Annotated in this window: 17 protein-coding genes; 12 read left to right on the forward strand and 5 right to left on the reverse strand. The window is 36.0% G+C overall.

The features are described 5' to 3' along the window. Positions 1-756 precede the first annotated feature (756 nt). Positions 757-1,575, forward strand: coding sequence for an adenine-specific DNA-methyltransferase (gene yhdJ / locus F6K15_RS22325; protein ID WP_293064478.1), 819 nt, complete (start codon positions 757-759; stop codon positions 1,573-1,575). Between the two features lie 128 nt (positions 1,576-1,703). On the opposite strand, the gene F6K15_RS22330 is transcribed toward yhdJ, so the two are convergent. Beyond that, positions 1,704-2,495, reverse strand: coding sequence for a hypothetical protein (locus tag F6K15_RS22330; protein ID WP_293064480.1), 792 nt, complete (start codon positions 2,493-2,495; stop codon positions 1,704-1,706). A gap of 337 nt (positions 2,496-2,832) precedes the next feature. Continuing rightward, positions 2,833-4,053: a DUF790 family protein gene (locus F6K15_RS22335; protein WP_293064482.1), complete on the reverse strand. Its 1,221-nt coding sequence runs from the start codon at positions 4,051-4,053 to the stop codon at positions 2,833-2,835. 660 nt (positions 4,054-4,713) lie between these two features. On the opposite strand from F6K15_RS22335, the gene F6K15_RS22340 reads away from it, so the two are divergent. Then, positions 4,714-4,878 (forward strand): hypothetical protein, encoded by a 165-nt coding sequence (locus F6K15_RS22340; protein ID WP_293064484.1) that lies wholly within the window; start codon positions 4,714-4,716, stop codon positions 4,876-4,878. A gap of 253 nt (positions 4,879-5,131) precedes the next feature. On the opposite strand, the gene F6K15_RS22345 is transcribed toward F6K15_RS22340, so the two are convergent. Both F6K15_RS22345 and F6K15_RS22350 read right to left on the reverse strand, forming a co-directional pair. Beyond that, positions 5,132-5,605 carry a DMT family transporter gene (locus F6K15_RS22345; protein ID WP_293064486.1) on the reverse strand — a complete coding sequence of 158 codons (474 nt, stop codon included), beginning with the start codon at positions 5,603-5,605 and terminating at the stop codon, positions 5,132-5,134. Between the two features lie 85 nt (positions 5,606-5,690). Beyond that, positions 5,691-7,313, reverse strand: coding sequence for a DEAD/DEAH box helicase (locus F6K15_RS22350; RefSeq protein ID WP_293064489.1), 1,623 nt, complete (start codon positions 7,311-7,313; stop codon positions 5,691-5,693). Positions 7,314-7,470: 157 nt separating this feature from the next. Between F6K15_RS22350 and F6K15_RS22355 the strand changes: the two genes are divergently transcribed. From F6K15_RS22355 to F6K15_RS22400, 10 genes are all read left to right on the forward strand, one after another. After that, entirely contained in the window at positions 7,471-7,593 is a 123-nt protein-coding gene (locus F6K15_RS22355; RefSeq protein WP_293064492.1) for a hypothetical protein, read from the forward strand. A gap of 248 nt (positions 7,594-7,841) precedes the next feature. Next, positions 7,842-7,958, forward strand: coding sequence for an element excision factor XisI family protein (locus F6K15_RS22360; RefSeq protein ID WP_293064495.1), 117 nt, complete (start codon positions 7,842-7,844; stop codon positions 7,956-7,958). Next, on the forward strand, positions 7,945-8,124 hold the full coding sequence (locus tag F6K15_RS22365; RefSeq protein ID WP_293064498.1) for a hypothetical protein: 180 nt from the start codon (positions 7,945-7,947) through the stop codon (positions 8,122-8,124). The genes F6K15_RS22360 and F6K15_RS22365 overlap by 14 nt, the downstream gene beginning before the upstream one ends. Before the next feature lie 22 nt (positions 8,125-8,146). Continuing rightward, complete coding sequence (locus tag F6K15_RS22370; protein ID WP_293064501.1) at positions 8,147-9,646, forward strand: Clp protease N-terminal domain-containing protein; 1,500 nt, start codon at positions 8,147-8,149, stop codon at positions 9,644-9,646. Positions 9,647-9,857: 211 nt separating this feature from the next. Then, positions 9,858-10,484: a type I restriction endonuclease gene (locus tag F6K15_RS22375; RefSeq protein WP_293064504.1), complete on the forward strand. Its 627-nt coding sequence runs from the start codon at positions 9,858-9,860 to the stop codon at positions 10,482-10,484. A 162-nt stretch (positions 10,485-10,646) separates the two neighbouring features. Then, complete coding sequence (locus F6K15_RS22380; RefSeq protein ID WP_293064506.1) at positions 10,647-10,967, forward strand: hypothetical protein; 321 nt, start codon at positions 10,647-10,649, stop codon at positions 10,965-10,967. Then, complete coding sequence (locus F6K15_RS22385; protein ID WP_293064508.1) at positions 10,964-11,323, forward strand: aspartyl protease; 360 nt, start codon at positions 10,964-10,966, stop codon at positions 11,321-11,323. Before F6K15_RS22380 ends, F6K15_RS22385 begins: the two co-directional genes overlap by 4 nt. A 64-nt stretch (positions 11,324-11,387) precedes the next feature. Continuing rightward, positions 11,388-11,804 carry a XisH family protein gene (locus F6K15_RS22390; protein WP_293064510.1) on the forward strand — a complete coding sequence of 139 codons (417 nt, stop codon included), beginning with the start codon at positions 11,388-11,390 and terminating at the stop codon, positions 11,802-11,804. Further along, complete coding sequence (locus F6K15_RS22395) at positions 11,792-12,127, forward strand: XisI protein (protein WP_293064512.1); 336 nt, start codon at positions 11,792-11,794, stop codon at positions 12,125-12,127. Before F6K15_RS22390 ends, F6K15_RS22395 begins: the two co-directional genes overlap by 13 nt. Positions 12,128-12,293: 166 nt before the next feature. Next, entirely contained in the window at positions 12,294-12,929 is a 636-nt protein-coding gene (locus F6K15_RS22400; RefSeq protein WP_293064515.1) for a hypothetical protein, read from the forward strand. Positions 12,930-13,032: 103 nt separating this feature from the next. Here F6K15_RS22400 and F6K15_RS22405 read toward each other — a convergent pair. Next, on the reverse strand, positions 13,033-15,197 hold a 2,165-nt coding region (locus tag F6K15_RS22405; RefSeq protein ID WP_293064517.1), incomplete at its 5' end, for a tetratricopeptide repeat protein.

Genomic DNA, 15,197 nt, shown 5'->3' on the forward strand with positions numbered 1-15,197 from the left:
GAGCATACTTTTTAATACTTCTCCGCTTGGAAGGCCCTTTACGACTTTGCGTCGTCATATCGGCCTTGAGTGGAGAATATTTATCTGCCAAAACTCTTAGTGTAGTATATAAACAAATTTTTGTCAATCAAAATTTGGGTAGTATATATTTATTTTTAATTTTATTTTTTAACCTTAGGTGAGTATGGATGATATAGCACTACGGATTTAGGTTAGGACACTACTAAACCTTGTTTGCGGAGCATTAACCTAGGAAAAACGAGCGTCAGAGATTACTTTTGTAGGGGTGAACGGCCGTTTGCTTCGCATAACTATCGTTAACGCTCCTACTGAATGTTGACTTCTAATACCAAGCGTGAAAAAAGAATGCTACAAAAAGGTAGACCTTGATCGGATATGCTTAAAAATAGCTAGTCTAGTTCATTTTAGATAGTTATTTATATCGTTTTTCCATTTTTTTAAATATTTATCCCTTCTTCCTTCTTCCCTCTTCCTTCTTTCGTACGGACGCCCTTATGCAACGTCCGTACCATGTTGTAACAAACATTTATTAAATTGGTATAACTTGCGCGTAGCGCTATATTAGGTTTGAATTCTAAGGTGTTATAGCAGTTTTCACAAAGGTAGACTACAGTAAAAATTATAGATATACATAAAGTTTAATAAGCTACAGAAATAGTTGTATTCTATGTTAATGAAAACTGCTATAAGAAGCTACAGTATACTTTATCGGTCAATAAATTCTAAAATCGTCAAATGAAAGTATGGCAAATTGAGGAAAATCAAATTATCTGGGGAGAAGCGATCGCTGCTTTGGACAGCTATGTAAAAGATAGTAGTATCGATTTAATATTTGCCGATCCTCCTTATAATATTGGCAAGAAATTTAATGGTAGACAAAACAAATGGGATTCTAATAATGAATATATAAAATGGTGTTATCAGTGGATAGATTTATGTTTGAGGAAATTGAAAAAGACGGGTAGTATTTACATTATGGCAGCAACACAATATATGCCATATCTAGATATATATTTAAGGGATAAAATCGCTATTCTTTCTCGAATTATTTGGTATTATGATAGTTCAGGAGTTCAGGCAAAGAAATACTTTGGTTCGTTATATGAGCCTATTTTATTTGGTGTAAAAGACCGCAAGAACTATACATTCAACTATGAAGAAATAATGGTTGAAGCTAAAACAGGTGCAGTGCGTAAATTGATTGATTATCGCAAAGCAAAACCAGCACCTTATAATACTCAAAAAGTGCCTGGAAATGTTTGGTATATTCCCAGAGTTAGATATAGAATGCCTGAGTATAGAAATCATCCGACTCAGAAACCAGAAGCTTTATTGGAAAGAATTATTAAAGCTAGTAGTAATCCTGGTAATTTAATTTTAGATTTATTTGCCGGAACATTCACAACATCTGTAGTGGCTCAAAGATTGGGTAGAAAATTTATTAGTATAGAAATAGAAGAAGAGTATGTAAAATTAGGATTAGAACGATTAAATTTGGTTTCAGAAACTCAAAATAATCAGAATTTTTTCAAGAATCAAGCTATTCAATATTAAAGCAACTGAAAATACAGACAAATTGTTACAAAAAATTAGAAATAAGGCTAAACAGCAATACTCTGTCAATTTAATAACTGACAGATCAAAAGCTTAAAACTCAGACAAAACAAGACTTTCCTTCTTCCTTATTTAATGGAACCAAAACTGGTAAAACTATCTTTACCTCCAGGAATAGGAGTATTTATATCGGCGATCGCGAACAGAGAGTCATTAAAGTGAGTGTATATACCCTGTTGGTTATTGTCACCATAACCCAAAAATAACACTTTCTCATTGTCAATAGCTGCACAGGAGCCAAAACCTGTAAAAGTGCCTTTACCTCCAGGGATAGGGGTAGTGCGGTCTACTATCGTTGACAACAACCCTCCCTGATAAATATATATTCCCTGCTGGTTATTGTTGCCATTCGCGATGAATACCACAGTTTCATTGTCGATAGCTAGACAAGAACCAAACTCGGTAAACGTTCCCTTACCATTAGGAATGCTAGTTTTTCTATTTGTCACTTTTGAGAGAAAACCATCTATAGAAATATATATTCCCTGCTGATCTTCACTCCCTTGAGCAATAAACACTACGTTATCTTTATCAAATGCAGGGCAAATTCCAAACTGAGTAAATTTTCCTGTACCTTCTGGCATGGGAGTATTTTGGTTAGCTATAGTTTTTAGATAACCATTCATATAAAGGTAAATTCCTTGCTGATTATTATTTCCTTCTCCTCGAAAAACAACATTACCATTCTCAATGGTGGCACAAATTTTTGCATCGGTTAAGGTTTTTCTAGATTGAGAAATACATTGACTATTCCCATCATAAATTTGACTTAAAGCTAGAGCTTTTCCCATCAGAAGTAGGCTAAAAATTAATCCCACTAAAGTTATGATTACTAATCTAATAATCTGACTTATTTTCATCTTTTTAATAGTTAGAGTAATTTTTTGAATAAGGTAATTATCTGAGATTTTTCATAGTAGATTTTATGTTCAATAATATCATGTTCGGATAATTACTTATAATAAAGTTTTTGTTTGTAGTTGCGCTTGAGCCTCTGAAATGCTTATTATTAGGACTAAAGTCCAACTACGAGCCTAATTATAACTGTTCTACCAAACATGATCTAAGTCATTTTTTTTACCAAATAATGAGGTTTAATGCCTCCCCCTTTTAAGGGAAAAAATATTCAATTCAGTATTTTAAAGCCTCCAACTTTAGTGGTCGGTCCTGATAACTGATAACTGAAATGACCGAACATTAAATAGAGTCCAAAACTTCCAATACTGATTTAGGTAACAACTTATCCTTAAACCAGACAATAGGTACTGGTACATCTTTCACTTTTACACCAGCTTTTTCCAAATTTAGTCGTTCGGAAACTGCCAAAATTAAATTATCACACTCGGCACTTTGCACCTGATAAAATTTCTTTTTTAAATATTCTGGTCGCCAATATCCAACTATTTCTAATAAATATGATTGTCCATTGGGATGTACCAGTCTAAAGTCAGGAATCATTACACTACCAGGAATTGGAATTAAATCAACTTCTCTTTCTAACTTCCACTCGGTTTTTGACTTAGCCCAACGTTCTACAAATGATGCTTCTAACATACTATCGTAGGGTTTTCCTGGTGGGTAATGACTAACTAAACCACAATCAGAATTAAGACTAAATCGACCTTTTTTCCAAGCTCCACTATAGGTATCACGACTTTGTAAAGTTGCGTGTAAACTCCATTTTGTAACGTGTAGTAATGCGGGTAACATTTTTGCTAGTGCTAAACCGTAACGAGTACTAGGTTTAAATAAACTATAAGGCCCATCAATTGTGAGGGTAAAACCATGGTCAGCATCTCCTTCAATATAAGTCATTAATTGAAAGAGTTTTACATACCTAAATAAGAGTTTGTATTCTCCTGGATCATTGCGATGAGCATTTAATTCAATATGACTAGCTTTGTAAAAAATACCTTGTACTTGAGATAGATTATATCTATGTAATAAAGCCTCTGATGTAGGAGCATCAAATTGAGTCAAAATTCTATTTTCTTGTAAGTCAGCATAGAGACCTTTTTTAATTTCATCAGGCAGAACTTCTCGGTTTAATTCTTGACTAATTTGTGCGGCTAATTTTTCTAGAGTTAATTCTGTTGATTGGATACTAGGAACAACTTCTGCTGCTGTAGAAAAAACACGTTTTCTTAATTCTATTGGTTCCAGAGGACTGATAATTTCAAAAGTAGAAAAACTGCCTCTCAGCATATGTGCTAATCCTCTTTTGAAACGATAGTTGGGGTCATCTCCTTCAATTTCTTGTAAACGTTTATCAAGTTCTCCTTGAGTTTTGCCTACTGTTTCTTGAAAAGAGTTAATCATCTCTGTGGCAATGGCTAAATTTTTAGCATCAATTTTAAGTTTTTGAGGAATAATTGTTTCTCCTGTTTGCCGATGAGAAAGTAAGTCAGTTGGTAACATAATTTATGATATTTAATCTAGACTTATAACTGCTATTATGGTGTTTTTATCGTAAGCGGTCAGCTATCAGCTTTATAAAATTAAAAGTATGAGTCAAAGAAAAGCCTATTACTTAACCTTAGCAATAAGTGTGAGCCACATCTACATTTCCCTCCATAGAGTTGAAAATGTAGTAGAAGTTAAACGAGTACTTGCTTCATTCATTTTTATTGCTGAGAGCTGACTGTTAATAGCTGAATGCTTACTTTTTATCAAAAAAATACTTTATTGTATCATAATTGTGATTATAATGACTAGATTATTGGCATATAAAACCCATTTGAAAACTATTTAAAAAGAGATGGGGAGGTGGGGAGTATTTTTCAATCTTTTTACCGAATAATTAAGGTTTAAAGACTCTTCTTTAAAGGATAAGCAAGAAAAAATTTTCCTTTGAGTCAATCCTCTCTTTTCAAGGAGAGGTAATTATTAATTATTAATTATTAATTATTGAACTTATGCCTTCCCTCGATCTCCTAACTCCTGGCAAGAACTTAATCACTGACAAAGATTCCAAATGGGTTCTATAGAGAAGCCAAGGGATGGTTAGGTTTAAAAGAATATCAAATCAAAAACAAAATAAGTATAATTCGTCATACTTTCATTATTTATCAACAATTAATGGGAGAGCTAAAAAAACGTTATGCTCACAAACTTTTGACAAATTTTACGGAAACATTGGAAGCATTTCTCATCGGTGTATCTTACAAATTTTTTTGTTGGTTGCAAGAGCATCAAGAAGTTTTTATTGAGCATAAAACTACTCTAAGATTTCTCTGGGGATAGACTTAAGTATTTCTATTTACATAGAATGTAGCTAACTATATTTAGCTTTTTTCCAAAAGTCCAGTTACTGATAAATTTTCGTTCGATGCAACAGATATTTTTTTGATATAGCAGTCCTAAATGATTTGTGAAAATTTCTATAAAATTTCTATAATAGTTAAGATTGACGAAAAACTTTGAAAATTCTGACTCCCGACTCCTGACTCCTAACTACCACAGAAATATTACAATTGAAATAGGATTGCTATATAATTCACCCTAATAGCTTCGATGGTTGTTTGTTAGCCGCCTGCCATCTTACGAAGAGTTGACCGAACAGCAGCCATCCCCCCAGCACTGGAAATAGGGGAGTCAAGGACTCAATTACCGCAAAGTTAGAAATTCTCGTTTGGCTTACCGACCATGCAAATAAAAGAACTAGACAGGTTCCAACGATTCCCATTACTACCAATAGTAACCATATCCGACGGTTGTAAGGTTTTTGCTCGTGAAATTGGCGATCGCGGCGGATAACTGAAACTCCTCCTAAAGCTCCCAAAAAAATTAATGCCACGGCTTCCCGCCAAAACCCACTAGCGTTAGGACCTATTTCGTTGCTGCTTAATCTGAGCAAGATGGGAGTAAAAGACATGATAATTCTAGCAGTAAATAAAGCTATTATTGCTAGGAGGCTATCCCTTGAAAATACTGCCTTTATTTTTGATTCATCTTTTACTAGGTTTGGCATTAAAATCCCGCTCCTCTATTTTTTTAAAAGACAACGATGTGATAAACTTTATTTGTAGAACTTTAAAGAGACATGATATTAAAAATCAGAAAAACTCATCAATATTAATATCATCATCAGAATTTTCTACAGATTTTTTATCCTCTTTTATTTCTGATTTATTTTCCAAATCATTTTCATCATTTTTTTCATCGCTTCCCCATTTTGCACCTGGTTCAGCAGCACGTTTAGCAACAAAATTATTAACTCCATAAATCGGTTCTGGCTTCACAATTTCTAACGGCTTAACTTCCGGTTTAGCCTCTTTTTGTTCTTGATATTTAGGAGATTTTTTAGGTCTAATTTTACCTCTACGTCTACGAGAAGTTTGTTCTTCACTGGTATTTTCTGTCACAACTTCATACAAAATTGCTAACTTATTTTTATCGCTACCTCGACGTAAAACTCGACCCAATCTTTGAATATATTCTCGTTCACTTCCAGTACCAGATAAAATAATTGCCACCCTCGCATCTGGCACATCAACACCTTCATTTAAAACATGAGAAGCCACAAGAGTTTTATATTCTCCAGTTCTAAATTTACTTAAAACTTCATGCCTTTCTTTCACAGGAGTTTGGTGAGTAATTGCCGGAATTAAAAACTCATGGGAAATCCGATAAACTGTTGTATTATCAGCCGTAAAAATTAAAGTCCGTTCGGGAAAATGTTGAGCCAATAAATTAGCAAGAGTTCGTAATTTTCCATCTGTACCAAGAGCAATTTCCTTAGCTTGACGATGAGCTAACATTGCTCGACGTCCAGCCTTAGAACGGGCACTTGCTATAACAAAATTTTTCCAACCATTTAACCCACCTAACTTAATATTTGCCTGCTTTAAAAAGTCATTTCTAACTGTCATTAACTTGTTATATTCTTCCCGCTCCTGTGCAGAAAGTTTAACCATTATTTGCACAATTTTATGGTCAGCTAAAGCAGCACCTGCCAATTCTTCAGGAGTCTTGCTAAAAACAGTAGGTCCAATTAAATAATCTAGGTCAGAATGGCGACCATCAGAACGGTTAGGAGTTGCTGTCAGACCCAGACGATAAGGAGCGATCGCGTATTCAGCAATTACCCGATAAAAATCAGTAGGTAAGTGGTGACATTCATCAAAAACTAATAGAGCATATTTATTGCCGATCGCCTCAGCATGAATAGTGGCACTATCGTAAGTCGCCACTAAAATTGGTGTTTTGTCGCGAGACCCCCCACCAAGTAACCCCACCTCCACATCTGGAAAAGCTGCATTCAAATGCGCATACCACTGGTGCATCAAATCTAGGGTAGGCACTACTACCAGGGTACTACGGGGAGTTGCCTGCATTGCCAGTTGGGCCAAATATGTTTTACCCGAAGCAGTAGGGAGAATCACAACTCCATTTCTGCCTGACTGTTTCCAAGCTTTCAATGCTGCCTCTTGGTGGGGATAGGGAGGCATTTCCAAACTAGGGATGAGTTCGAGAGGTTCAAATTCTTTAGCTTTGTCAGTAAAGTCAATTTTTGCTGCTTTTAATGATTCCACTAAAGGGCGATAGTCTATTGCTCGAACCCGAAATTTTTCCACCCGGTCATCCCAGGTTGCATAGTCTACCCATGCTTTACCTTGAGGTGGAGGATGGAGGATAAGAGTGCCGCGATCGAATTTGATAGTTGGTGTTCGGTACATTATTTCATTTCACTGATTTAAAAATAACCTTTGTGGTTTTTGGGTTATTGCTTTTATTCTGATAAATTTTCTTGTGCTTCGTGTATTTCCCAATTCAATTTTTATCTCCTATATTGATAATTGAATGTTGTTTATTTTAACATGAGGTAATTGTACAATGGATACCTTAGAATCTTATGGCAATATTATTCAGTCTTTATTGACAGTTTATGCCGCCATCCCCATAGCAAATGGTCAGATAGATTGTTATATCATGTCCGGTAGCATCGGTCTTGTATAGTAAATAGGCAACAGCTCATCTGGCAACAGCTCATCTGGCAACAGGCAAGAAAAAAACTTAAATTTCCTGCAAATATCCACGCCAACTTTTACACAAACGATACCAACGGACATGATATTACACGGTTTTTGATACAAAACAAGACCATTATATGGTTATGAATGTAGGATGGGATAGTTATCGGCGAGCTTATGGTTGTGTTTTACATTTGGATATTATAAGGAGAAAAGATTTGGATAGAGCAAAATATGACCGAAATCAGAATTGCTCAAGAACTTGTGGAGCGAGGAGTACCAAAAGAAGATATTGTTCTGGGATTTCAAGCTCCTGAAATGCGCGAATATACTGACTATGGAGTTGTTTAATTTAGGAAAAGAAAAGCTAGACAGAGATTCGGGCACGGATAAACAGATTAATTATTTGTCATCATCCGTGCATTCGTGGCAAAATCATTGTCTAGCTCTGTTCAGGCGATCGCTCTCTTTTTTTGTCTTTTGTCAGGTAAAGAAGCAAACAGAAAATTATGATTAGTCTTTGAACTGGAAAAATAACTATGTATAATAGGTTTACACAAGAAGACGATAACGTCCCCAATGAAGCGACAAATAGGTATAATTCTCTAGCTCCTTGGCATTTTTTTACACAACAAGTCCATAACGTCCTTGAGCTAGCCTTCGATGAAGCCAAACACTTGTGTCATAGAGAAATAGGGCCAGTACAACTTCTTTTGGGTTTAATCAGGCAGGAACAAGGTTTAGCGTCGCAGGTACTTAGAGATGCTGGTGTTAAGTTAGAAAATGCCCGCTTAGAGGTTGAAAAAATACAGAGACGAGGGGTAGGGTCTTACGAAAACATTCCCTACAATCAAAATACCATAGAAGTCTTTGAGCTTTCTCAAGTTGAGGCAGAGAAGTTAAAAGACTATAAAATTGACACCGAACATTTTTTACTAGCTTTACTGAGCCAGTCAGAAGAAAGGGCAATAAAAGTTTTGCAGAATTTAGGAGTTAGCCCCACTCAATTGCGGAATCAAGTTTTCGGTAGTTTCAAACAAGCTGATCTGACTGCATCCCAGCCAATTTCTACTTCTGCTAATTCTAGTGGAACAAACCCAAATAATGCCCAGCTAGGTATGATTGATAAAATACTTGAGCATCCAGAAGGTTCGGAGGCAGAAGTTGTTAAAAATAACCCAGGCATAATCGATCCTAAGTTAATAGGAAGTATGGCTGCAATATTAGAACAAGAAGGTAATACTAAAGGTGCTAAAGTTTTAAGAGGACTCATTGCTCCTAGAACGGAGGAAGCTACTGATCGCTCAGAAATTCCTGTTGTTAATGTACCTAAATTTGTTCAAAAGTCTACTCTACCAAAGGAGCAAGCTACTAAACCTGACTTGATGAAACTCCCCCCTTCTCCTGAAGACTTTGAACCAGTATCTACTCTACTAGAAGTGCAAGCTATTGAACCTGAGTTGATGGAATTTTTCCCTCCCTCAAATCAAGATATGGAGAAATTCCCCTATCAGTTACTTGGTGTAAGTTTTGTCAACAAAGGTGACAAGCAAGCAGTACACAATTTTTTAAGAGAAAATTTGGATAAGTTAAACGATCGCTTTCCTGAAGCGTTGCAGAATTGGTTTAATAAGGCTTTCCCCAATGTAGGAGATGCAAAGAAACAAGAATTTCTCAAGAGGGTTACTGTTATTAGCGATCTAATTAGAACATTTGATGGAGGGGTGCGGGGGATTAATTTGGAAATTGCTCTGACTGGATACAATATAGTAGCTTCTATTCTGACTCCGACTGAAACTCCTAAAGATTGGGCAGATATTCAGAACTGTCTGGGTTTGAGTTATTTGGAAATGCTTCAGGGAGAGCGCCGTGAGAATTTGCAGCAGGCGATCGCTTGTTTTGATATAGCTTTGAATTTTTACAAAAAAGAGGAATGTCCTGAACTACAAAATATTCGTGAAAATTCCAAAAAAGCAAGAACTGAACTTAGGAATATCAAGGAAGAATCAGCAGCTAGACACAGATTCGGGCACGGATAAACGGATTCATTATTTGGCATCATCCGTGTATCTGTGGCAAAATCCTTGTCTAGCTTTTTTTGAAGTTAATTCAGCAATGCTTGCTATAATATTAGTATCTGATTGATATAAAAAGATTGACTTGGAAACGCTTTTCTGTTCTCTAGATATTATAATTCCAAAACTAAGTTAAATTCAGTTATAGGCAAAACTTGCAAGGAGTAAAAAATTAATGGTTGAAACTATTCAATCTCAAAAAATTAACCTTTTAGATTTAAAGTTAAAGTTTGGTTTAGAACGGAATAATGATGGAGAATTTTTTCAGGAATGGCAAGAAAATTTGCCCGAACTGACAGATTTAGAAATGGCTTCTATGGATGAAGTCAAAGAAGAATATTTACATTTATCTCAATATCCATTGTTAGAACCTGTTGTAAAATTGGTAGTTTTATCACCATTGTTGAAGTGGGCAGGTTTTTATCGATATCCTTTTTTTATTACTGGTGAAAAAGAGGTAAGAATTAGCTCGGAAGATGAGGCAACAATTATTACTGGCAGGCTAGATCTTTTAGTTTTTACTCCTGAATTTTGGGTGTTAGTAATTGAGGCAAAAAAAACAGCTTATTCTCTGGAGGTTGGGATTCCACAAGCACTAGCTTATATGTTGGGAAGTCCTAATTTAGAAAAGCCTAATTATGGTTTTGTTACTAATGGTACAGATTTTATTTTTTTGAAGTTAATTAAACAAGAAAAACTTGTTTATAGTGAGTCAGATTTGTTTTCGATGCGTCGCCGTCATAATGATTTGTGGAATGTTTTGCAAATATTAAAAGGTTTGAGTAGATTAATTGTTCAGTAGGCTAAACACAGAAGCTAGACAAAGATTCGGGCACGGATAAACGGATTCATTATTTGGCATCATCCGTGTATCTGTGGCAAAATCCTTGTCTAGCTTTTTTTGAAGTTAATTCAGTATGTCTGCTATAATATTAGTATCGGATTAATATAAAAAATTGGAAATATGACCCAAACAACACGCAGAAAAGTACCCAGAGGTACGCCAATATATGGCGATCGCCCCCCTCTTTCCCCAGAAGAAAGAGCCAGACGCAAAGCAGAAAAAGAAGCTTTTGCCAGTCGGTGTCGGGAAATTTTTTGGCGAGTTTATCCAGATTTGGTGAAAGAACATTACGACTGGTTTATTTATATAGAACCCGATAGTGGAGATTATTTTCTGGATCGTGATCGGAATGTTGCCCGCCAAAAAGCTAAACAAAAATACCCTAGTGCTTTATTAATGGCAATGTGCATTAATGAAACAGGAGCAGTAGGGAAAATATGATTCAAGGATACTTTGGTAGTAAAGGAGAGTTATTTTTTGAAATAGAGTTAATAGCTGCCGACGGTTCGATAATAATAGTTGATGCTTTGTTAGATACTGGTTGTACTGACTGGTTGGCAGTAGATACTCAAGATATAGAAAGCTTGGGATGGTCTTTTCAAGAACAAGAAGAAAGGCGGACAGCATTGGGAGTGGCAACTTTTGATTTGTACCAAGGTGCAGTTATTTTTGATGGTCAAGAAATGAAGGTTCCTGTTGTTGTTGGTGATGGAATACCAGAGATTATCATCGGTTTGCCTTGGTTAGAAGACAGGCGCTTGGTAGTCGATAAAAAAGCTGGTATTCTTACTTTATAGCGCTTTTCTGTTCTATAAAATTACAATTAGACCACAATAATAAGTAAATTAGAGAAGGGTAAAAATGGCTGCTAAGGATAAATTTCATGCTGTGGTTAGAATTGCTTTGGAAAAGGAGGAATGGCAGATAACCGACGATCCCCTGCTACTGGAAGTAGGCGGAACTAAATTTGAAATTGATTTAGGTGCAGAACAATTATTAGCAGCAGAGCGTGGTGAAGAAAAAATTGCAGTTGAGATTAAAACTTTTTTGAGTGATTCGCCATTGACAGATTACCATAATGCTTTAGGACAGTTCTTGAATTATCGGTTAGCTTTAGAAATTAGTGAGCCAAGACGAATTTTATATTTAGCAATACCTGTGCTTGCTTATAATACTTTTTTTAAGCGGGAATTTGCCCAAATATCCTTAGAAAGATATGAAATAAAACTAATTATTTATGACCCAAAACAGGAGGTAATTGTACAATGGATACCTTAGAATATTATCGCAATATTATTCAGTCTTTATTAACAGTTTATGCTGCTATTCCTATAGCAAATGGTCAGATAGATAATTACACGGTTTTTGATACAAAACAAGACCATTATATGGTTATGAATGTAGGATGGGATGGTTATCGGCGAGCTTATGGTTGTGTTTTACATTTGGATATTAAAGGAGAAAAGATTTGGATAGAGCAAAATATGACCGAAATCAGAATTGCTCAAGAACTTGTGGAGCGAGGAGTACCAAAAGAAGATATTGTTCTGGGATTTCAAGCTCCTGAAATGCGGGAATATACTGATTATGGAGTTGCTTAATTGAGGAAAAGAAAAGCTAGAGTTTGATAAACCAGGTTTCTGCATAATTCCTAATAAATAAATAGGTAAAATATGAGTCATAAATTGCCAAAAATAGATACTTTTTATTATAATATATATACAAACTCACTTTCTAATTTAGGAATTTATTATGAGGAGTTGAAATATGGCTTTTAGTGATTTTAAGACAATCTCCGATGTACAAAAAAAGTATAGAATTAAATACTCTGAAGAGAACTTTATAGTTAGTCAGGAATTATTACCATCAGACAGTTTTATCAAAGATTTTGAATTTAATAAAGAACACATAGATTTGTTTGCTTCTGAAGCATCTCGCAGCGAAACTATAATCTCCCCATTATTGCGGGAAGTATATAAAAAATATTATCAGAAATATTCATTTTGGATTCGCAAAAGTATTTCTTATGATGAAATTCTATCAGGAACACCAGACTATCTTTTTTCACGACGTTCTGAACTTGGTAAAACAGTATTAGAAAAACCAATTGTTATCGTTGTTGAAGCTAAGAAAAATGATTTTGAACAAGGTTGGGGGCAATGTCTTGCCGAGTTATTGGCGTCACAAAAAATAAATGATAACTTCTCAAGGGCAGTCTATGGAATAGTTACAGACGGTAATTTATGGCAATTTGGAAAACTTGTAGCAGATACTTTTATCAAAGATTCTGGGAATTTCACCATAGATAATCTTCTCAGGGTTTACGGTGCTGTAGAAAACTTAGTTCAATTAGTAGAAGAGGAAGATGAAAAACAGGAGAATGGATCAGGATTTAGGCAATAGCGATCGCGAATTTTCAGTGATCAGTTATTCAGTTACCATTTTCCACGATCTGTGTATCTATGGCCAAATCCGTGTTTAGCTCTGTTCAGGCGATCGCGACTTTTTAGTTATCAGTTATCATTTTCCACCATCCGTATATTTGTGACAAAATTCCTGTCTGGCTCTGTTTTTGTTGCCGACAGGCTTCGAGATTTTTTCGCACAGTCTGAGTATTAGGATGTTCCCCACCTAATTTTTGCTCATAAATATCCAGCGCTTGTTTGTACAAAGGTTCTGCTGCTTCGTATTTTTCTTGAGAATAGTATAGTAACGCCAGGTTGTTGAGGTGGGTGGCAAGATATAGATGATTAGAAGGTAGGGCAATTTTAGTGATTTCGATGGCTTGTTCGTACAAAGGTTCTGCTGCTTCATATTTCCCACGAGAACGATACAATTCTGCCAGGCTGCCGAGGCTGGTGGCAAGGTTTGGATGATTAGGAGGTAGGGCAATTTTAGTGATTTCTAGAGCTTGTTTGTACAAAGGTTCTGCTGCTTCGTATTTCCCTTGAGAATAATATAATCTTGCCAGGTTGTTGAGATCTCTAGCAATATCTGGATGATTAGGAGGCAGGGCAATTTTGTCGATTTCAATAGCTTGTTTGAACAAAGGTTCTGCTGCTTCGTATTTCCCTTGAACACGATACAATTCTGCTAGGTTGTTGAGGTCTCTGGCAATATCTGGATGATTAGGAGGCAGGGCAATTCTGTCGATTTCTAGAGCTTGTTTGTACAAAGGTTCTGCTGCTTCGTATTTCCCTTGAGAATAGTATAAAACAGCCAGGTTGTTAAGGCTGGTAGCAATACCTGAATGATTAGGAGGTAGAACAACTTTGAGGATTTCAATAGCTTGTTTATACAAAGGTTCCGCTTCTTTGTATTTCCCTTGAGAATAATATAATTCTGCCAGCTTGTTGAGGTCTCTGACAATATTATGATGATAAGGAGGTGGAGCAACTTTGAGGATTTCAATAGCTTGTTTGAACAAAGGTTCCGCTTCTTTGTATTTCCCTTGAGAACTATATAATTCTGCTAGGCTGTGGAGGTTGGTTGCAGTATTTAGATGATTGGGAGGTAGAGCAACTTTGGCGATTTCAATAACTTGTTTGAACAAAGGTTCCGCTTCTTTGTATTTCCCTTGAGAACTATATAATTCTGCTAGGTTGCTGAGGTCTCTGGCAATATCTGGATGATTAGGAGGCAGGGCAATTTTGTCGATTTCAATGGCTTGTTTATACAGTGCTTCTGCTTCTTTGTATTTCCCTTGAGAATAATATAAGACAGCCTGGTTGTTGAGGTGGGTTGCAAAAGTTGGATGATTAGGATGCAGGGCAATTTTGTCGATTTCTACAGCTTGTTTGTACAGTGCTTCTGCTTCTTCGTATTTCCCAAGATAACGATATAATTCTGCTAGGTTGTTGAGGTGTATGGCATGCTTTGGATGATTAGGAGGCAGGGCAATTTTGTCGATTTCTAGAGCTTGTGTGTACAAAGGTTCCGCTTCCTCGTATTTCCCTTGAGAGCTATATAATTCTGCTAGGTTGCTAAGACTGGAGGCAAGGGCTGGGTGATAAGGAGAGAGCAGGGCAATTTTGCTGATTTCTAAAGCTTGTTTGAACAAAGGTTCCGCTTCTTCATATTTCCCAAGATATCTATATAATACTGCTAGGTTGTTGAGGTTTTTGGCAAGAAATGGATGATAAGAAGGCAGGGAAATTTTGTCGATTTCTATAGCTTGTTTGTACAATAGTTCGGCTACTTCGTATTTTCCTTGAGAATAATATAATAAAGCCAGGTTGCTGTATATAACTGCAACATCAGGATTATCTTTACCCAGCCGTTTTTCTGCTATTTCTCTACCCTTCTCCAAGCAAGGTTGTGCCTCTGGATAAAATCCTTGATCTAGATAGAATAAACCTAAGCTAATAAAAGGAATAATCAAATAATGATCGCTCAAATAGTCAGTCAAATGTTCCGCCACTTCTTCAATATGGGGAAGATCAACCTCACATTCCTTAACTTGCTCCAGTGTAATGTTATTGGGAATTGCCCCTGCCGCCTCTACCAGTACCCGACAAAAACTACGTTTCCATTCCTCCACAGAATCAAACTGCTGCAACTTACCCACCATAAACTTTCTAATCAGTGGATGTAACTGATAAATATCTTCATCCTTTCGTTCCAGCAAACTTAAATTCAACAACACATCATCTCGTATCTCCTGCAAATCTT

It is taken from the genome of Okeania sp. SIO2B3 (assembly GCF_010672525.1).
In the GTDB taxonomy this organism is placed as follows: domain Bacteria; phylum Cyanobacteriota; class Cyanobacteriia; order Cyanobacteriales; family Microcoleaceae; genus Okeania.